The organism is Micromonospora sp. NPDC051925 (assembly GCF_044548625.1).
Classification (GTDB): Bacteria; Actinomycetota; Actinomycetes; order Mycobacteriales; family Micromonosporaceae; genus Micromonospora.
In genome coordinates, this window is the sequence record NZ_JBIUCH010000038.1 from 1 (window position 1) to 19,918 (window position 19,918).

Annotated in this window: 15 protein-coding genes and 1 tRNA gene; 11 read left to right on the forward strand and 5 right to left on the reverse strand. The window is 66.6% G+C overall.

The window, feature by feature from the left end:
- Positions 1–169 precede the first annotated feature (169 nt).
- Together ACIG87_RS31300 and ACIG87_RS31305 are read right to left on the reverse strand one after the other, a co-directional pair.
- Positions 170–652 (reverse strand): NUDIX hydrolase, encoded by a 483-nt coding sequence (locus ACIG87_RS31300; protein ID WP_396855227.1) that lies wholly within the window; start codon positions 650–652, stop codon positions 170–172.
- A gap of 169 nt (positions 653–821) precedes the next feature.
- Positions 822–1,739, reverse strand: coding sequence for a hypothetical protein (locus ACIG87_RS31305; RefSeq protein WP_396855228.1), 918 nt, complete (start codon positions 1,737–1,739; stop codon positions 822–824).
- A gap of 220 nt (positions 1,740–1,959) precedes the next feature.
- Between ACIG87_RS31305 and ACIG87_RS31310 the strand changes: the two genes are divergently transcribed.
- The 4 genes from ACIG87_RS31310 to ACIG87_RS31325 all read left to right on the forward strand — a co-directional run bounded on the left by ACIG87_RS31310 (position 1,960) and on the right by ACIG87_RS31325 (position 4,051).
- Positions 1,960–2,487 (forward strand): DUF6244 family protein, encoded by a 528-nt coding sequence (locus ACIG87_RS31310; RefSeq protein WP_396855229.1) that lies wholly within the window; start codon positions 1,960–1,962, stop codon positions 2,485–2,487.
- Positions 2,488–2,672: 185 nt separating this feature from the next.
- Positions 2,673–3,083, forward strand: coding sequence for a hypothetical protein (locus ACIG87_RS31315; RefSeq protein WP_018792249.1), 411 nt, complete (start codon positions 2,673–2,675; stop codon positions 3,081–3,083).
- A 14-nt stretch (positions 3,084–3,097) separates the two neighbouring features.
- Positions 3,098–3,574 carry a SitI3 family protein gene (locus tag ACIG87_RS31320; protein WP_396855230.1) on the forward strand — a complete coding sequence of 159 codons (477 nt, stop codon included), beginning with the start codon at positions 3,098–3,100 and terminating at the stop codon, positions 3,572–3,574.
- Between the two features lie 404 nt (positions 3,575–3,978).
- Positions 3,979–4,051 (forward strand) — tRNA-Arg (locus ACIG87_RS31325).
- Positions 4,052–4,379: 328 nt separating this feature from the next.
- Here the strand turns inward: ACIG87_RS31325 and ACIG87_RS31330 are convergent.
- Entirely contained in the window at positions 4,380–6,437 is a 2,058-nt protein-coding gene (locus ACIG87_RS31330; RefSeq protein ID WP_396855231.1) for a hypothetical protein, read from the reverse strand.
- A 353-nt stretch (positions 6,438–6,790) separates the two neighbouring features.
- On the opposite strand from ACIG87_RS31330, the gene ACIG87_RS31335 reads away from it, so the two are divergent.
- From ACIG87_RS31335 to ACIG87_RS31345, 3 genes are all read left to right on the forward strand, one after another.
- Positions 6,791–9,193, forward strand: a complete 2,403-nt coding sequence (locus ACIG87_RS31335) for a hypothetical protein (protein WP_396855232.1) — start codon at positions 6,791–6,793, stop codon at positions 9,191–9,193.
- Positions 9,194–9,714: 521 nt separating this feature from the next.
- Positions 9,715–11,049: a transcriptional regulator gene (locus ACIG87_RS31340; protein ID WP_396855233.1), complete on the forward strand. Its 1,335-nt coding sequence runs from the start codon at positions 9,715–9,717 to the stop codon at positions 11,047–11,049.
- A gap of 22 nt (positions 11,050–11,071) precedes the next feature.
- Complete coding sequence (locus ACIG87_RS31345; protein ID WP_396855234.1) at positions 11,072–11,446, forward strand: hypothetical protein; 375 nt, start codon at positions 11,072–11,074, stop codon at positions 11,444–11,446.
- Between the two features lie 201 nt (positions 11,447–11,647).
- Here the strand turns inward: ACIG87_RS31345 and ACIG87_RS31350 are convergent, their stop codons facing one another.
- Both ACIG87_RS31350 and ACIG87_RS31355 read right to left on the reverse strand, forming a co-directional pair.
- Entirely contained in the window at positions 11,648–11,857 is a 210-nt protein-coding gene (locus ACIG87_RS31350) for a DUF397 domain-containing protein (protein ID WP_396855235.1), read from the reverse strand.
- The gene (locus ACIG87_RS31355; RefSeq protein WP_396855252.1) at positions 11,854–12,729 is read right to left on the reverse strand and encodes a helix-turn-helix domain-containing protein; all 876 of its coding nucleotides are present in this window, start codon (positions 12,727–12,729) and stop codon (positions 11,854–11,856) included. Before ACIG87_RS31355 ends, ACIG87_RS31350 begins: the two co-directional genes overlap by 4 nt.
- 514 nt (positions 12,730–13,243) lie before the next feature.
- On the opposite strand from ACIG87_RS31355, the gene ACIG87_RS31360 reads away from it, so the two are divergent.
- The 4 genes from ACIG87_RS31360 (at position 13,244) to fxlM (ending at position 19,879) form a co-directional block, all read left to right on the forward strand.
- The gene (locus ACIG87_RS31360) at positions 13,244–13,378 is read left to right on the forward strand and encodes an FxLD family lanthipeptide (RefSeq protein ID WP_396855236.1); all 135 of its coding nucleotides are present in this window, start codon (positions 13,244–13,246) and stop codon (positions 13,376–13,378) included.
- A 113-nt stretch (positions 13,379–13,491) separates the two neighbouring features.
- On the forward strand, positions 13,492–16,521 hold the full coding sequence (locus ACIG87_RS31365) for a lantibiotic dehydratase (RefSeq protein WP_396855237.1): 3,030 nt from the start codon (positions 13,492–13,494) through the stop codon (positions 16,519–16,521).
- Complete coding sequence (locus tag ACIG87_RS31370) at positions 16,518–17,780, forward strand: lanthionine synthetase C family protein (protein WP_396855238.1); 1,263 nt, start codon at positions 16,518–16,520, stop codon at positions 17,778–17,780. Before ACIG87_RS31365 ends, ACIG87_RS31370 begins: the two co-directional genes overlap by 4 nt.
- Positions 17,781–17,794: 14 nt before the next feature.
- The gene (gene fxlM, locus ACIG87_RS31375; protein WP_396855239.1) at positions 17,795–19,879 is read left to right on the forward strand and encodes a methyltransferase, FxLD system; all 2,085 of its coding nucleotides are present in this window, start codon (positions 17,795–17,797) and stop codon (positions 19,877–19,879) included.
- The last annotated feature ends 39 nt before the right edge of the window (positions 19,880–19,918 follow it).

Here is a 19,918-nt window from a genome sequence, read left to right on the forward strand (position 1 = left end):
CCGAGTATGAGGCGACGGCCTATTCCCGCAGGCCAGCGAGCAAGGTAGCGTGAGATCAACTTACCGACCCTGTCCGTCAAACCGGGTCAACCCCAGTACATCGGTTGAGCAAGGAGGGACGGTGGAGTCCATTGGGATTCCGCTCGGCGGAAGACTGCCAGTCGACCCCTCAGGCCAGAGCAGCCGCGGTTGCTATCAGATGCCCACCCATCAGAATCCCGTTCCGACGCAGGCCTTGTTCGATGTCCTGGGCCGGGTAGCTGGCGGCGCCGGCGTCGTTGAGAATTCGCATCACCGTCGGGTGCGGCTGCACCTCATCCACCGAGGCCTGCAACACCCCGCCCACATGATGCCCGCCGACGGTTACCCGCGTCGCGGTCCCGGCACGGAACGTGAACATCACGAAGTGGTACGATCCGTCCTCGGCGCGAATCTCGTACACCCCCGTCGGCGTCAGCTCGCTGACCTCGAAGCCGGATTCCTCCACCGTCTCCCGGCGGGCCGCATCGTGCGCCGACTCCCCGAACTCCACCTTGCCGCCCGGCAACAGCAGCCACCCCGCGTACGGGCCACGCTGCTGCCGTACGAACACCACCTCACCCGACGCGGTGGGGACCACCGCCAGCGCGGCAATGATCGGCTTCGCAGTCACAATCACCTCTCCCCGGGGAGTCCACCAGAGTCCTGACCTCGCAACATTCTTCAGAAGCGGGCGAGGGGGCCCTGGCACCCTAACGCGCCGGTTGTCTATCCGAACTCCACGACACCCCAGCGGTCCGCGCAGGATGGCGATCACTACTGAACACCCGCCGCCGGCGAGCTCATCGAGACTCTCGCGATATGTTCATCGGAGCTGCGCCCACGCCAGGGTCAAGATGCGAGGATGGCTCGGCTGGCAACTTCGGTAGCTGTTCCTTACCTTGGAGAAGCGCCCCGAGCCGAGGACACCGGACCGGCAGAGCGTCCAGATCCCGATCTTCTCCGACCGCTGCGATAAGGCGGAGCGCGTCGGTGGCCAGACCGAGTGCGCCGAGTTCCACGACCACGCCGGCCTCCCCTTCCAGCACCGGGTCCATCCGTCGGGTCCAATCCGGCAGCAGGACCCACGACGCGTACAGGTGATCGTCGAGCCAGGCGACGGGCTGAGCCGCGAGGAACTCCCTCCGGTCGGTGGGAACCTCGACGAACACTGGCGTCGAGTAGACCGGGTCAGCTTGGGCGGCGGCCAGCAGAAGCGGGTCCTGCACCAGGGTGGCGTCCACGAGCTGCGCGAACGACGGCGTCCACACGACCATGTGGCCATTCGTGGTGCCATCGGGGTGGACGACCGGCGGTCGTTTCGACACGCCGACCTCGGACACCTCGGTGAACGTGTCGGTCACCCGGTACAGCGTGGCGCACGCGGCGACCGCCTCGGCCTCGAAGCCAAGGTGCCGCAGCGCCCCACTGACCTGATGACTCGTCGGGACACAGGTGCCCACCGGCATGCCGCTCTGCGCCTGGTGCAGAACGGCTAGGACGGCGAGCAGCGGCACCAATTCCACCGGCGCGTCGACGAGCCGTCCGAACATCGGGCTGTGCTCAAACAGCGGCATCATCGCCGTCTCGTCCGGGCGGTGAGGGCGCTGGCTGCCGGGCACACGGGCGGGCGGGATCATCCGGCGGATCGGCTCCCGCCGCTGCCGGCGGCCACTGCGCTTGCGATTACCCACCGAGCCTCCCGACGCGAACACCAGCACCGCCGTCCCATCGATGCTGACATGTCGGCGGCCGGACACGACAGCTACAGACCCCACCCGAAGAGTTGGAATCTGGACCGGAAGCCGCTCATGCGGCTGCTTGCATCGCGGTGGCCGTCGGCGATGCCGACCGCCTCGCCGGTGTCTGGTGGCCTCGCGAGTAGCCCGGTAGGTTCAGGCATCAAGCACTTTCATTAACGTCGATTGGGGCTCCGGCCACGTGTCGCAGATCGAGAAGATCACCGGTGAGCTCCGCGCGTTGATGGCCGGGGTCGAACGCGCGCAGGGGTTGGCAGCCGCCGCCGACAGCCAGGCGCAGGAGGTGGCGTTGCGGGCCGCGGCCGCGGGCTTCGTCGCCGTGGCGGCGGGTGTGGCGCGGGTGCGCAACGCGATCGCGGGCATCCAGGGTGGCCTGGGAAGTCTCGCCGGTGCGATCGGTGAGGCGACGAAGGCCACCGCAGCGGTGCCGAACGAGGCCACCCCGCAGGAGACGATCGCCGCGCTGGCGCCCGTGCAGAGCGCCGTGGACGCCGCTCGTGACGCGGCGACCGGGGCCATCACCGGAGTCGGTGAGGCGCAGCAACTCGTCGCCATGGTCCTGCAGGGCGGGCAGCCCGGGCCGCTGCTGCAGGCCCTGGAGGCCATCAAGCAAGTCCTGGTGCTGGTCGTGCAGCGCACCGGCGGGGCCCGGCAGGCCGTCGAAGCGGCGATCGCGCAGGCCCGGCAGTTGGGCTCGTCGGGAAACTGACAGGGGCTGGCGGTTACCCACCGGCCAGCCCCACCCCTTCCCAGCACGGTGACCCACCGTCGACACCTCATGCCGCCGGCGACACCCCATCAGCTGACCATGACCAAGGCACGCCCTGGACCAGACAGCCGACCGGTGTCCCGGGCGGGACGCCGACCGGTCCGCGAACCAGAATTCCACCCAGGTTGGACGACGACGGGCGGCGTCCGTTGGAGCTCGAGAACGAATGCGCCGATATAGTCGCCAGCAAGAGCTACCGGGTCCACCAGAACCCCACCAGGCAGGAGATCGCCGACGCCCGGCTCCGCACCGGCGACTCCGGCAACCCGAACAAAGACCCGGACTACCTGATCGAGGGTCACGTGTTCGACTGCTATTCGCCCACTCTCGGCAAGCCGGTACGGGGCGTCTGGAGTGAGGTCCGCGCCAAGGTCGACAAGGAGCAGACCCAACGCGTGGTGCTGAACCTGCACGACTGGCACGGAGACCTCGCGGCCCTGCGGACACAGTTCGACACCTGGCCCGTCGAGAGGCTGAAAGAACTCGTCGCGGTAACCCCGAGCGGCGCGATCGTGCAGATCGTCCATCGAGACTGAGGAGAGGCACAGAGATGGCTGTCGAGTTCAGGTTGACCCTCGCCGGTGACCTGCCCCTGGACCACGTGGCTGATCTCGTGGCAGCCGAACCCGCCGAGAAGCCCAGGCCGAGCGGCACCAACCCGCGGCTGTTCAGTGCCCGCCTCTACGACACCCGCGGGTACGCGCTGACCATCTCCTCAGGCAGCCAGGGCTACTTCGATGCCGAGGCCGACGACGGTGCCCGCTGGGAGTGGGAGCCGGAGACGTACGTCGACATCGACTTCTCCATGCGGGCAGACGACCTGGTCGACAAGGGCATCCCGAACATGATGCAGACCGTGGCCCGGGTGTTGGCCGCCCGGAAAGAGGACGCGGCGCTGGTCCAGAACGGAAACTGGCTCCTGCTGACCCGCACCGCGGGTGAACTCCGCAGACACCGGCATACCTGGTGGAGCCACTACGGCATAGACGACCCATCATCACCCAATGAGCCAGCCGAGCGCGGGTGACCCGCATGACGGACGACGCGGCATCGACCCGTCGTCCGTGGGCGACGTCGACGTCGTCTTCCTCGACCCGGCGGACCTGACTCGCGACAACGACGACCCGGCCGCCGCGCGGCTGATCGCGACCTTTCCGGCATCTCCCGTGGGAGGCGGTGCCCAGCCGGGGGAGCGGCTAGCCCCACGTGATCTTCGATGATGTGCGCGGTGTGTGCTCTCCAGCGGATGCCAATCGGGGTGAACCGGTGCCAACGCGGGTCACCGCGGCCGACCGCCGGTCGCAAACCGGGGTTCGTGTGCTCGGGGTGTGCTCCTGGGCTGCGACAACGGCGGTCCGGGGAACGTGGGTGAACGTGGGCCACTCCCTGCCACCCCAGGTGAACCCCCAGGTCGCTAGACTAGGCCCTCGCGCCCCCGTAGCTCAGGGGATAGAGCATCGGTTTCCTAAACCGTGTGTCGCAGGTTCGAATCCTGCCGGGGGCACGTCACAGAACTGCAAACGCGAAACGCGACCGGTCAGTCACTGATCGTGGAAGCCAGTTTCGGGTTCGAGTAGACGATCAAGGATGCCCCGGCCGAGCGGTCGGGGCAGCGGTCGTTGGCTCGACGTACGGGCGCCGAACGCGCCTGGATCGCGGCATGAGAGTGTGCCGGGCATGGAAATCAGAGATACCTCAAGGCTGGCACACGTCTTCAGGCGTCTGTCACATGAACGAGGGCAGACCCGTTCGCCCAACGGAGGGATTGCTCGACGCGCTCGTGTGCCTCGCCGAGCTCATGACCGATCACATGTCAAGCGCTCGGAATCGCGTCACACGCGCTGAAACCGGCCCAAGGCCATGCCGAGGCCGGCAAGCCGCCGCATGACATTGGACGGGGCGTCCGCCAGACGGTAGTGCGGCCCGTCCTGGAAGGCACCGCGGACAAGATCGTGCGTCAACAGTTGGAGACACTCGTCGATCGCGGCTTTAGTGGGTCGGGGGTTCATTGACCTGAGCGCATACGAGATGTTCTCCCGGCTGATCGCGCCACCCTTGAGCGGTTCCTCGTCGTTGGCCTCGTTGTACAGCAGATCCATCAGGCGGGTGATCAGATCGATGGATCGTTCGGCGCCGTTGTACTGCTCCTCGATGTCGGTGAGGTCGTCACCGGTCCGCTCGAACAGCACGCGGAGTTCGGTTAGGGTGAGTGGACTGATCTGATGCCTACCGAGCAGGGCCGCGAGGTCGTCGACGGTCAGCAGCGTGAAGCCGTTGTTGACTGCCCATTCTCGGATGCGGCCGCCGAAGCCGGGACCGACGATCAACCCGTAGTCGGCGAGGTGCTTACGCTGGTGGTCCTTGAGCGCGTCAAACTTGATGCTGTTTTCCGCGACCATCCCGGTGGCCGAGGACTTCACCTCGACGATGGCTTGGTACCGCTCGGTTGCGGCCAGCTCGGCTGTCAGCAGCACGTCCGTCCGGCCGCTGCCGCCGAGATGCTCCGCGCGGAACCCGAGAAAGCGGAACGTGGTCGCCACAGCTGCCTCGAACTCCTCGCTCGCGTCGCTACGGTATGCGCATGCGCGTAGTTGACCCGCGAGCGTCTCCGCAGTGGCCGGCGGTTCGTCGGCGTTGACGGCCTGCTCGTCGGTCGCTCCATCGACGCGTTCGCCGAGCAGCTCCGACAACGGCAGCTCAGCGGCGAGCAAGCGACCCAACTCTGTGGTGCGATATCGCATCCAGTCGATCCGCTCGACTAGGCCCGCGTCGCCCAGGAAACCCAGTCGGGTCCGCACCTCAGCGTCGGACAGGGGTTGTCCGTACTGCTCCTTGGCCAGGCGGACCAGTTCACCGACTGACGTCGCGGCATCGGCGTGGCCGAGCATCTCGGCAACGAACGCGTAGCGGGTGTGCAGATAGCGGACCAGATCGATCTCGTTTCCCAGCTCGAGGAGGCCGGCGAACTCAGCGGAGACGCCGTAACGTTGGAACGCGACGAGGTCGATGGCGCCGAGATGCCGGAAGCTGTGCAACGTGGAGCTGAACGAGCTCTTCTTCATTCCGAGCCTGGCATTGCAGCGTTCGAAGAACTCCTCGGCGTTGGCACCGCTGCCGAGGATGTCACACACCGCCTTGACCGACTCGATGAGCGACTGACCGGCGCCCGCTTCGTCGCGGCCCCGAGCGTTGCGGCCACGCGGGATGTATCCGATAAGCGACTTGCGCCGACGCAGGGCCACGGGAGTCAGTTCGCGGACCCGCCGGGCGACCCAGTCAGCTGGCTCCGGCAGCTCGACCTCGTCCAGCTGGGCGAAAGGCGAAGTCTTCGCAGCTTCGTCGGGAGACGCCAAGACGACCTTGCCGAGGAACGCTTCGCCGGAGGTGGTCAGCACGTATCTGTTTCCCCAGCGCTCGACCAGCCCCAGGGCGGTGAACCAGGTGATCCGCCGATGGATCTGATCGGGGCTGGTCCAGAACAGGCCGAAAGATTTGGCCTTTTCGAGCAGATCAGCCCGCGCGCGGGTCTCCGGCAGCGCCTGGAGCAGCTCGCCGAAGAATTTCACCCGGCCCTGCAGGTACACCGCAAGCGACTGGGAGGATTCGTCAGCCAGCCATGACGAGGCCGCCGCCGTGGGCACCCATACGCCGTCCCGACGTCGCGACACCATGCCCATGGCGGACAGTTGGCGCTTGCAGACCTCTTCTAGATCCGCGTCGACACTCGCCCCGTCGGCCCGTACGAGGCTGACCCGCGTGCCGGGGCCGGCGGGAAGGCTTTCGAGGACGACGCGGAGTACAGCGAGGAGGTTGTCGCGCTTGCCCGGCAGAGCGCCGATGGTATGGGAACGCTCGGCCCACGGCTTCCGTTCCGACGATACGGGATCCACGGGCACGAAGCGTACGGGTGGGGTACGACACCAGGCCCTTTTGTCGGCCGGTCCGAGCATCGGCCAGCACACCGTCCAGCTCTGCTGGCCTTTCCGGCCTGTCCCGACCAGGTGTCCACCGGCTCACCGGCGGCATCGCGCACCTCGGCCTCGTAGTTTGCTGGGCGTGACGGCTCACCGTCGGGCCGGCGTGCACGACTGGCGGCGGATAGGTACATCCACGCTCATCGCTCATCAAGGATCGAGGGCCCGCACACCTAACTCGCTCCGCCTTCCGGTTGCGTAAACACAGTTGGACGTGCTCTATGCTCGTAAGCCCGAGCTTGGAGCGTGGTATGTCAGCCTTTCACCCGATGGGAAAAATCGTTGGTGATTTCCATCCGGAATCTCTTGGAGATCCGGTGAATGAGCTCTTGCCTTTTCGTAACTGCAAGAACACTTCTGATGCTCGCGCAATCTTGCACGAGAACGTTGAGAAGGATGTCGCGGCGATCCTTGACCTGATTGCAGACGCCGACGCCTTTGATGTCATCGAGTTGATGCGGATGCGGGAATTTTCTATCGTTCCCGACCCCCGCCTTGCCCCACATGGCGGTGTATCACTGCCGGTGGAGATCATCGCAGCCGTCCTACTGGCGAGACCATCACGCAAACCGGGCCCCACTCCGCGAAACGATACACGACCACACGAGGTGATCTCGGAACTGCATGAGCGATGCATGAGGTTGTCCCGGATCGCAAGCTATCGCCAGTTGGTTGAAGGGCAACTGCGTAATGAGCCGCTCGGTCGGCTTGCAAGTGAGTATCAAGGCGCTGTGCTGAACATCCGGAACCTGCAATATGACCATATTCGTGACGAACACGACCGCAGGCTTTTCGAGACGGCAGCTGCGAGTGAACTCATGCAGAAGCATCTCGGATTCAGCTACCACGACGTATCGGCGGTACGATCGGCAATGAATGAGATATCTGCCGAACGGATGACCCGTCTCCGCGACGAAACTGGTAACCTGCTAATGACGCATCAGCACCTCGATCCCAAAGAAGTACCTCGCGAGGTCATTGAACAGTTCATGAGCGGGATGATACCGTTTATTTTTCTTCCCGCCGACAGGTCAATCATTACGACGGCCGACGTCGCCAGCGCCTCGGGATTGGACATTGCCACGTCGCGGAGAGTACTTAGCTCGTTCGCGCAACAGTTCGACGACTCGGAAAGCCCTGGAAAGCGTGTTTTTGACCTTCTAATGGGGAACAACCCATTCCTATCACGCCCCTTGGTGTCCGATGGCGAGGACAATTTCGCGTTGACATCGAACGAGATCGGACAGGATGTACTGCGGCGGATTCTCGAGCGCGCACTTCCGCCCAACTCGCCTGATGTGCGCAGGTATGACCAGAAGGGCCGCCAGCCGATCAGCGAGGAACTCGCGAGGAGATATCTCGAGACCATTCTCGGGAGTTCTGCCTTTCGGGAGAGTTACCACTACCTTGCGCCCAAGGCAGGTGTCTCTGCGGACCAAGTCGGGCCCGATAGTGCAAATCCTCGTCAAGCCGCCGAGGATGTGGAAGGCGACGCGCTCTTCCTGATCGACGACGTCGCCGTCGTCGTAGAGGTAAAGGGTAAGTCGATAGCTGAGCAGGCTCGCCGCGGCGACGTGCGACGCCTTAACAACGACCTCAAGGCCACCCTCGGAGACGGCGCACGTCAGGCAACACGCATTCGTGAGCTCATCGAGAACAATCGCGGCATTTGGGAGAATTCAAGCACCTGGCTTGACCTGTCGAAGATTCGCGAGGTGCGGACCTTGGTGGTAGTGCTCGACGACATTGGCCCTCTCGGCACCAATATCGCCGATCTTCAGCATGCCGGGATCCTCCCTGAGGATCGACCGCCATTGGTTTTGTCGCTACACGACCTCGCCGTCATCGCCGAGATCGGTGAACGCCCAGCGGAGTTTCTGCTCTACCTGAGACGGCGCACCGACAGCCCAGTGACCACATACTACCGCGCGCTCGATGAACTCGACCTCTACATGATGTTTCTTGCAGGAGATCTCTACGTTGAAGAAGACCCTGATGAGGTCAAGGCCGAACATCCATCAGCGCCACCGGTGACGAAAAGCGAACGTAGGCGTCATAAACGGTCAGCCGTCGGCACCATGGTTACTGACTGCTGCATCGAATTGACTACATGGATGAACCGCGACGAACTCCCGCAAGGCGACGAACCCGTCAAACCATCCATGAATGCGCCGGCCGAGGTGCTTGAGCTGATTGACCAGCTAAGCGCGGCGGGCAAACCCGGCTGGTTCCGCTGCGGAGCCGACCTTCTCGCGCTTTCCGGCGAAGGGCAGCTACGCCTACTGTCGACGATCAAGACGTGCGCCCGTGCCACACGGAAGGACGGCAAATACCACGACGCGATGAATGCCTACGCTGGCATGTGGGGTTTCGCGACTGTGTTCATGGCCACACGCCCCACTGGCACCTCGGTCGCCGCAGTCAAGGAACGACTGCAGCTTTACGCCAAAGTCAAGCAATATCAGTTGCAAGCAGACCGCGCCTACGGCTGGATATTCGACGAGAACGGTTCGCTGGAGGACAACTTCTATTTCAGCTCGGTCGCGCCAAGCGACCCCACGCTCGACCGGCTCGTCAAGGAGATGAAGCTCCAGCCGGTCGGTCAACGACCACGCCCCCCGGCGCGCCGCCCACCGAGGCGGACGCGTAACAGAAAGCGCAAGCGCCGCTGACAAGCCGAGGAACAGTGCATGCAGAGACGCATCTATGGCAAATCGAGCTGCCGGTGAGCGGCACCCTCATCTCGGCTACGACTGCGCGTCGATCTCCGCCCGACTTCAGCACTCACCGTAACGCTCGCTAGGCGGAGCCAGATCAGTAGACCCGTTTGGTCGCCGACCCCTGGTGGCGCTGCCGTGCTAGTCAGGGGTGAGTAGGCCACCCAGACGATTGCGGTCAACCTGACGTTCCGTTGGTAGTTCGTCTTGTGATCAGGTAGTTACGCTGGCATGCTGGGCTGGCATTCCGCCAGATCAGCCCGTCGGGTCGCCTCGTTCGGCAACAGAGGCCCGAGGTCGAGCGGGCCAGGGATGAGGGTGGCAGCGATCTTGCAGGACCACCCGTAAGGATTACAGCGAGTTTTCGACGGGCGGTGAATGGGTTGGCACCGAAGTCGGGTGCGTCAGATGGCCCCAACACCCTGCTCAGTGACGCCCGCCGCCGGCTTCTGTCCCCGAGCGGTTCAGGCCGACGGATGTCTCGGCAGGAGGTCGCCGAGGCGGTCAACAACTACCTGTGGGACACCTACGGTACGAGAACCAGCATGGATGCCAACCACGTCGGGAAGCTTGAGCGAGGAGAACATCGCTGGCCCAAGCCCACAACCCGGGAGGCATTCCGTGCGGTGCTGAAGGCGTCGCGGGACGCCGACCTGGGCTTCTACATCACCCGTGGCCAACGCCATTCTGATCCCGTTGCGCACCAGATGCCCCTCGGCGCGATGCCTACCCATGATGATGATCACGCCGGCGGGTCGCTGATCGGCAGGGAGATCACGGACACTGGCGACATGAACCGCCGCGAGTTGCTACGCCTGCTGAGCCTGACAGGTGCGCTGTTGGCCGCGCCCGTCCCGGGCAGCCAGCTCGACTGGGCGCGCATCGAGTCCTCCAGTGACGGGAACAAGCGTCTAGACCCAGCAACCCTCGACGAGTACGAGGGGCTGAACGCTCAGCTGTGGGCGGCCTTCGGCGCGGCCGAGTCCAAGGCAGCCTTATCACCGCTGGTCAACCGTCAGCTGACGACGCTCACGGCCAACCTACGTCGCTCCCACACGACACTCGTGCACCGCAGGCTCTGCGGGGTCACCGCCGACCTGCTCCAGCTCGCCGGCGAGGTCGCCTTCGACGCGAACGCGTACAGCGAGGCCGCGCACTGCTACACCCTGGCAGCGACCGCCGCCCGAGAAGCCGCTGCCTACGACCTCTGGGCGTGCGCGATGATCCGTCACGCCTTCATCAGCGTCTACGAGCGTGACTTCCGGCACGCCGCACCGATGCTGGACGTTGCCGCCAGCCTGGCTCAGAACGGGGACAGCGCGCTGTCGACCCGGCACTGGGCACACACTGTGCGGGCGCAGGCTCTCGCGGGCCTCGGCGACCTCAGCGGATGCCGGCAGGTGCTCGACCAAGCCGAAGAGGTCAACCACCTGCCCGGCCAGGTGCACAACGGCGGATGGTTACGCTTCGACGGCTCCCGGCTCGCCGAGGAACGCGGAGCCTGCTACGTCGAGTTGAGGCGCCCAGACCTGGCCGAGCCGGTGCTGTCCGGTGCTCTGTCGCAGAGCCTCTCCACGCGACGACGCGGAACCGTCCTGACGGACCTCGCCTTGGTCGGAGTTCACCGTAGCGACGTACACCAGATCGTGCTCTATGGCAGCGCCGCCCTCGATACTGCCCGCCAAAGCGGCTCGGGCGTAGTCGGCTCCAAACTTAACCAACTACACCACCACTTGCAGCCGTTCCTTGCCGACACTCACGTGCGGCATCTCCACAGCCAGATCAATGCCCTGATAGGGGCAGGGAACTGACACGACCAGAGGGAGGACCAGCGTGCAGGTCGAAGAACCAGGGCGCGTGTTCCGCGAGGCATGGATCGCGGGAGTCCGTAAGCACTACCCCGGCGAACCAAAACCGGGCTACGTCACGCCCTGGGAGGATACGCCCGACTGGGAACGGGAGAGTGCCGCCGCGGTGTATGAGCAGGTCCGCCAGTTCGTCGAGACAGCCGACGGCGCAACCGCGAAGCTGACCCGTGAACAGAAGGGACGCTTCGTCGCCCTGTGCTGGATTGCGCAGGTTTTCAAGCACTTTCCCAGCCCGAAGGCTTCCTACGTGGCCGATTGGTCAGACATGCCGGGGTGGCAGCGGGAGACGGACTCGGACATCTTCGAACACATCGAGCAGGCGTTGGTCTCGATGCGCTGAGCTGAGAACGAATCGACAGGAGCACGTAACTCCCACATCTTGCTCGCATCGGGGTCCGGCTTCTTCCGCGCCGCCGGGGCGACATGGCGGGCAGGGCACTATGCCGGCCAGCATGAATTGCGCCTGCAAGCGGTGACACTCATGGCGGCCGAGGTCTGCGCGGCGCGCCCGGAAAGCCAGGCGCGCCGACGAGACAGCAGCTCAGGGTGCGTCAAACTTACCGTCGCGGATGCCGTCAGTGAACGCCGTCCACTCACCTCGGGTGAACCCCAGCACTGGTCCCGTCCGGTCCTTCGAGTCCCGCATGCCCACGGTGCCGTCGAGCGCGAAGGCAACCTCGATGCAGTTGTCGCCACCGCCGGAGCGGCTGGACTTCCGCCAGTTGGTGAACTTCTCGGGGTGCATGGTCATCTCCTGGTGTAGTCGGGCAGTTCCTCCGCCACGCTGGCGAGGAAGTCGAGGCTGTCGGCGGGGCTGAGGGCCGCGAAACGCAGGCGCTCGTACAGGGAGGCGTAGTTGGCAACCTCGTCCGGGTCGGTGAGGACGAGGTCGCTGGTGATGGTGTCGACCGCGACGACCACCGGATCGCTCGGGTCGGGGTATCGGTAGCTGAAGTACGACGACCGGGGTACCGCGTTGCCAGCGATTCGCGCGGTCAGCCGCAGTACCCGGATCGTGGTCTTCTGCTTCTCGTGACCGACGTTGATCAAGTGGTCGAGCTGCGCGCGGACGACCTCCGGCGGTGCGGCATGCCGACGGATCGCGAGCTCATCGATGATCACTTCGTAGGTGGGTCCGCCAGGTCTGTCCAGGACCCGTTGCCGGGCAACTCGGGCTTCCAGTGCTCGCTCCACCGTGAATCTGCGGGGGTAGGCAGCACGATCTGCCACCGCGCGCACCTCGGTGTACGCCGGGATCTGCAACAGGCCCGGCAGCAGGGTGATGTGGTACTCGGCGATGTGCTCCGCACCGGCTTCCAGGTCCGCGTAGAGGGCCTGGCGTGGTCCCATCTCGACGCGGAACTTCTCCCACCAGCCGTTCTCCTGGGACTCCCGGGCAATAGCCATGATCTCTTCCCACCGCCTTTCGTCAACACGAAAGTGGTCGAGGATTCGCATGATCTCGTCTTGATCTGGTCGGACTCTGGCGTTTTCCAGACGGCTCAGTTTCTGCTTGGCGATCTTTGCCTCTTTGCAGAGCCGCTCGGCGGAGTAGCCGTGTTCCTCCCGTAGTCGCACGAGTTCGGTAGCGAGCCGGCGACGACGGACATATGGACTGATCACCGATACCTCCGGCGAGAGACACGAATAGCCCAGTGATCCATCCTGCCTGGACCCCGGCGACGAGAGCGTAGCGCCTGTTTTACCGATCATCGCTAGCACCGATCATGCTTTCCACATAGAAACCCCTGTTCAAGGGCACGACGACCGGTAAGTCTCCCCCCAACTTTCCCCATTGGCGGGTGTTCCCGGGGCTACGCAAGAACCGCGATCGTGGAAGCACAACAAGCGATGTGAACGGCTTGAAGTGGGGGCACGTGGCGACAGTTTCGCGGCGGACCCCCACGTCCGAGGTGCGGAAGGAGCGGCATGAACGCCACGAGCGCTGATCGCCAGCCGGCATAACTGGGGCTCCTGCCCGCTATCGCTGCCAGGGAGGGCGTGGCGGCGGGCAGGCCGAACGTCGCGAGTTCTCTCGGGACTTCGTTCGAGGAAGGCGGATCGATCCGCCAGCCAACGTGCCGGTAGCTGCGGGGGCTACCTGCCCACCCATCAACCCAGTCCATTGGAGGCTTCCATGAACAGCCTGCTCGCTCTCAGCAACGACCCGTTCGAGCTCGACATGCAGATCGTCACGGAGGGTCCGGTCGCCGCCGCTCTGCTGGCCGACACGGACGACGGCTGCGACACCGTGAAGGGCAGCGACTGCTGACCGAACACCCCCGCTGGTTCCGGCAGGCGATCCCCCGATGCCTGCCGGAACCAGCACCCCCACACCCAGCCATGTCTCCGAAGAAGCGTCTCGTGACGGAAGGAGGAAGATTCATGTTTCGGTCAATCGATGCCGCGACGATCCGCATTGCCGCTCACTCATGGCCCGACGGCCCAGCACCTTGGCCGGACCGGAGCGACGCCTCCGGTATCGCGGACTGGTTGCAAGCAACGTGGCGGAAGGTCGGCCTGGCCGAAGCTGTCTGGGCCGCCAGCCCCGAGTTCGCTGCTCGCGTAGAAGCGGTCCTCGCCACCGGGAGCGCTGCTCCGGACCGAGGGTGGCGGATGGCGCTGGCGCTGGCGCGGTACCTGGTCCGCGCGCAGCGGCGTGCGACGCCCTTCGGGTTGTTCTCGGGGGTGGCGGCTCTTCGGTTCGACACGGTGGCTGCGGTGGTGCCGGCAGGACGGCCCGCGATCCGGGTACGGCCGGACGCGAGTTGGCTCGCGTCCCTGATCGTGCGCTTGGAAGCTGAGCCCGACGTACGCCGCCGTCTGCCCGTGCAGGCGAACAACCTGGCGCTGGTGAACGGGCCTCAGATCGTCGTGGCCCGCCGGCCGCACGCCTCTGCACGTACGGAGTCGACCTCGGTCAGGAACACCGCAGCGGTACGGCTGGCGATGTCACTCACCCCTACTCCGTTGCCGTGGGGTGAGCTGGTCGACAAGGTCGCTGCTGCGTTTCCAGGCTTCCCACGCGCGTCCGCTGACACGATGGTTGCCGGCCTGGTGGACCACGGCGTGTTGATCTCTGCTCTCCGACCACCATCGACGTGCACGGACCCGATCAGGCATGTCCTGGACACCCTCGATGCGGCGTTCGACGGTGATCCTGAGGGGCAGCGAGCCCTTCGGGTCGAGCTGCGCTCGCTGCATGGTCGTCTCGGTGGTACCAGGCCAGCGAGCACGACGTACCTTCGTAGGCTCGCCGACGATTTGCGCAGCGTGGCACCGGCTACCCAGCCGCTCGCGGTGGATCTTCAACTCGCGGATCAGGTCGCCCTACCGGAGCAGGTCGCCGCCGAGATTGCCGCTTCGGTGGAGGTGCTGCGACGGCTGACGCCGGATCCGGCGGGGCGGCCCGAGTGGCGTGCGTACCGGGCCCGGTTCGTCGACCGCTACGGGATGACGGCTGTGGTGCCGCTCGCTCGGCTGGTAGATCCGCTCGTCGGGTTGGGCTTCCCAGCACACTTCGGCACTGTGGCTGACGCGCCTGCGGCTCTGATGTCCGGTCGTGACGAGCGTCTGCTCGCGATGGCTCAGCAGGCGTTGATCGATGGTGCTCGTGAGGTGGTTCTCGATGATGCGGCCGTCGAATGGCACGCCGGCACTGGCCGGGTCACCGGGCCTGTCAGCCCTCATGTCGACGTCTCGGCCGAGGTCCGCGCGGTCTCGCTGGAGGCGCTGACACAGGGACAGTTCACTGCCGCGCTGGCCGGCATGGGCCGCTCGGCGATGGCGACGAGCGGGCGCTTCCTCGACGGGCTGCCGTACGCCGATCGGGAGTTGATGTGCCGGGAGTTCGCCCGCCTTCCGGTCGCGGTGGCCGGGGCCATGCCGGCGCAGGTGAGCTTCCCGCCGCGCAAGCTAAACAGCCAGAACGTGCTCAACTCCCGGCAGGTACTCCCGTGGCTGATCAGCCTGGCCGAGCACCGGCCTGTGGCCGAGAACGTGATTGGCCTCGACGACCTCGGTGTGACCGCCGGCCGCGATCGGCTGGTGCTGGTGTCGATGTCGCGGCGGCGGGTGGTGGAGCCGACAGTGGCGCACGCTGCTGCCGTACACACGATGCCGTTGCTCGGCCGGTTTCTCCTGGAACTGCCGCGAGCCACGGATGCCCGGCTGAAACCGTTCGACTGGGGTGCGGCTTCCTGCTTGCCGTTTCGACCCGCGCTGAGGTACGGCCGTGTCCTCCTGGCGGCGGCCCGGTGGCGGGTCGATCCGGCGGCCCTGCCCGGTGCGGACGCAGGCGATGGCGAATGGTTGTCGGCCTGGGAGGCGCTGCGGACGAGGCTGAGGCTGCCGGCATGGGTGCAGGTCGGCAACGGTGACCAGCGGCTTCGGCTCCACCTCGATCAGTCCATGGATCGTGCCCTGCTGCGTGCTCACCTGGACGCCAACGCCGGACCGGTGACCGTGGTGGACGCAGCGAGCCCGGAGGACTTCGGTTGGCTCTCCGGCCGCGCCCACGAGATCGTCGTGCCAGTCGCCTCGACGGTTGAGCCCGCTGCTGCGCCGGCTGCGGTTACCGCGCGAGGCGCATGGCCTCCGCCCGTTCCCCCCGAGCCGGTCATACCGGGTGCCACTGGCCTGCTGTCCGCTTCGGTGGCCGTCGATCCTTCGACGATGGAGCTGGTCTTGACGCGAGGGCTGCCCCCGCTGTTCGCCGACTGGCCCGAGCCGCCGCTGTGGTGGTTCGTGCGCATCCAACGCCCCACCCCGCAGCTTCGACTACGACTGCACATCGATGACTATGGCGACGCGGCGGTGCGGGTCGGGCGGTGGGTCGCAGGCCTCCGACAGCAGCGCCTTGCCGGCGATTGGAGCCTGGACACCTACCAGCCCGAGTCCGGTCGGTACGGCTGCGGCGCCGCGCTGGCAGCGGCTGAGAAGTTGTTCGCCGCCGACTCCATCGCAGCCCTGGCACAGCTGGTAGCGCTACCCGAGTCTGGGATCGATCGGCAGGCACTGACCGCCCTGAGCATGGTCGACCTGGCCGCCTCGATGCTCGGCAGCCGCACCGACGGATGCGAGTGGCTGGTGGCGCGCCCCGAGCAGACCGGGCAGGCACCGGTCCAGCGAAACGTGCTGCGCCAAGCGGTCACCCTCGACCCGAGCGAACTTCCCGAGCCCATCCAGCAGGCATGGCAGGAACGCTCCAAGGCCGCAAACCGTTACGCCGCCGAACTGTCCGCCGTCGCCGGCCCGCTCACCCCCGCCTCGGTGCTCGCGTCGCTGATGCACCTGCACGTCGTTCGCGCTCTCGGCCCCGACGAAGACGCCGAACAGCTCACGTACCGGTTGGCCCGCCATGTCGCGCTGGCGGCGGTGCGTCGCCGGGTGCGCGCCGTAGGAGCATCCCGATGACCGGAGCACCGCTGAGGACACCGTTGCTACGGGCGGCCGAGACGATGGCCGCATGCATCACCGACACCCTGACCGAGCCGCCGCCCTTGGATTTCGCGGCAGACGACTACGGGCCACGCAGTACCCGCTGGTACGCCCAGTCGCTGTCCCGGGGTGCCGCCGGGGTGGCACTCCTGCACGGGGTGCGAGCGCAGACAGGACACGGTCGGTGGGAACCGGTCCATGCCTGGCTGCGACGCGCGACCGCTGACACGCTGAACAACGGCAGCGGAGCCGGACTCTGGTTCGGCGCACCCGCTGTCACCCACGCACTGACCATGGCCATGCCGCACTCCCGCCCGGCGGCCCTGGACGCGCTTGATCGTGCCCTCGACGATCTGGTGGAACGCCGCCTGGTCGCTGCCACGGCACGCCTCGCGGCGCGTACCCGGCCCGCGCTGTCGGAGTTCGACCTCGTACGTGGGCTGACCGGCCTGGGAGCCCACCTGCTGCGCCGCGCCCCGGACGGACCTCTGCTCCGGCGGGTACTGGCGTACCTGGTCCGGCTCACCGAGCCGGTGCACACCAACGACGCCGCAGGTCGACTCGCGCCGGGTTGGTGGAGCGCAGAAGCCGCCAACCGCGAAGGTCCGGAGCAGGGCGGACATGCCAACGTCGGCATGGCGCACGGCATCGCCGGCCCGCTGGCCCTCCTGGCCCTGGCGATGCGGGAGGACATCCGGGTGCCGGGGCACGCGGAGGCGATCCGCCGGATCTGCACGTGGCTCGACTGCTGGCAGCAGACGAGCCCTGCGGGACCGTGGTGGCCGGAGAAGATCACCGTCGCGGATTTGCACGCCGGGAAGCCCTCCATGAGCGGACCGGCGCGGCCGTCCTGGTGCTACGGCACCCCCGGAGTCGCCCGCGCCCAGCAGTTGGCCGGGATCGCCCTCGACGACGCCGCCCGGCAAGAGGCGGCGGAAGAGGCCCTGACCTTCTGCCTGGCCGATCCCCGCCAACTCAGCCGGATCGTCGATCCGTCGCTGTGTCACGGCTGGGCAGGACTTGCCGCTACGGCCTGGTATGCCGCCGCCGACGCCCGCACCACCAGCCTCCAGACACAGCTGCCCCAGATCGTGCGCCTGCTGGTCCAGCACGCCACGGACACCACCCCGGCCCGATCCGGCTTGATTGCAGGCCCCGCCGGAATCGCCCTCACCCTGCACACCGCCGCGACCGGCACCGACGTCCGCTGGGCCACCAGCCTGCTGATCAACTAGACAAGGAGAGCGTCGTGGATCTCGATTCCGAACCCGACACCGAGCCACCGGGCGTGGCGCCGGTGAGCCGATGGCGCCAGCTCAACCTGGCCTTTCCGGACTGGCAGACCGCTGAGGACTTCGCCGCAACGCGGCTCGCCCCCGAGCTCACCGCTGCGGAAGACCACCGCACGATCACCGCCTTCTGGTTCATCCGCAAGAGCGAGACGTGGCGGTTGCGGCTACTGCCCGGCGACCGGCTCGCCCAGGTCTACGCCCTCCTCGCCTCCATCACCGACGACGACCGCGTCCGCGATGTCACCGAGCCCATCTACCGGCCCGAGGCGTACGCCTTCGGTGGGGACCAGGCCATGACGATCGCCCACACTCTCTTCCACGCGGACAGCCGCCACATCCTCGGCCATCTCGCCACCGCCGGCGACACCCATCGGCGGGAACTCGGCGTCCTGCTCGCCACTCGCCTCATGCGCGCCGCCGGACTGGAGTTCTCCGAGCAGGGCGATGTCTGGCGGCTCCTCGCCTCGCGCCGGCACCAGCCGAACGCCCCCGCGCCGAGCCCAAGGCTCATCGCAGCGGTGCAGCGCCTACTCACCGCAGCCGACGACACGGCCAGAAGCCCTCTCGTCATCACCCCGCAATGGCCGAGAACCCACGAGCAGGCGGGCACGGAACTCGGCTTCCTCGACCGACACGGCGCGCTGACCCGCGACCTACGCGAGGTACTGACTTACCACCTTTTGTTCCTATTCAACCGGCTCGGCATCTCCGCCGCTGACACCTGGCTACTCGCGACAGCGGCCGTGACCGTCACCTTCCACCACCCCTTCGACACCCCATCCGGCTATCAACCCGCCGCCAAGATCGGAAGTAGGGTCAACGCAGTGAACACTTCCCCCACCGCACCAGGATCATCGAGTGCCGCGACGCTCCGCGAACAGCTCGTCAGCACGCTCGAACAGCGCGGCCACATCCGCTCCGCCCCCGTCGCGCACGCGTTCCGTACGGTCCCCCGTGAACAGTTCCTCCCCGGCATAGACCTGGAAACCGTGTACACCCGCCGCCAGATCGTCACCAAACGAGACCCCAGCGGTGCGGCGTTGTCGTCCGCGTCGAGCCCCAGCCTCGTCGTGGACATGCTCGAACAACTCGCCCCACAGCCCGGCCACCGCGTCCTGGAGATCGGCGCGGCCACCGGCATCAACGCCGCCCTACTCGCCGAACTGACCAGCCCCGGCGGCACAGTCGTCACCATCGAACTCGACCAGGACCTCGCCGACGGCGCCCGCGCCGGCCTCGACCGCGCCGGCTACAACACCGTGAAGGTGATCTGCAGCGACGGGGCCCTCGGCGCACCCGACCACGCGCCCTACGACCGGATCATCGTCACCGCCGGAGCCTGGGACATCGCCGCCGCCTGGTGGGAACAACTCGCCGACCACGGCCGCATCGTCGTGCCCTTGCGCGTGCACGAGAGCGGCCTGACCCGGTGCTTCGCCTTCGACCGCACCGGCCCCCACCAGCTCGTCAGCACCACGACGCCGCTGGTCTGCGGATTCGTCCCCATGCGCGGCAGCACCGCACACACCGACCACCACGTACGCCTCGACGCCGACGTGGTCCTCAAACTCGACGCCAGCGACCAGCCCGACCGCGCCGCCCTCGCCAGCGCCCTGAGCCACCCCCGGCTCGAACGCTGGACCGGCATCCAGGTCAGCGATGCCGACCCCATCGGCCACCTCGACCTGTGGCTCCTCGTCCACGCCAACAAGCCGTTCGGCCGCCTCGGCGTCGGTGACACCGCCCGCACCAGCGGACTGGTCACCCCCGCCTACCGGTGGGCCGGTGCCGCCATCTACCACGGCGGCACCATCGCCTACCTCGCCTTCCAAGACGCAGGCAACGGCCACCACGAACTCGGCGCAGTCGCCCACGGCCCGGACGCCAACACGCTCGCCACCGACCTGACCAACCTGCTCGACCAATGGGACGAGACAGGCCGCCCCAACCAGCCCACCGTCACCGGCCACCGCGCAGGAACCCGGCCCGCCGACCACGGCGACATCAGCCGAGCCGACACCATCCTCACGATCTCCTTCTGACCGCAGCCAGGCCGGGGGCGGTGCCCTTTCCCGCCCCGG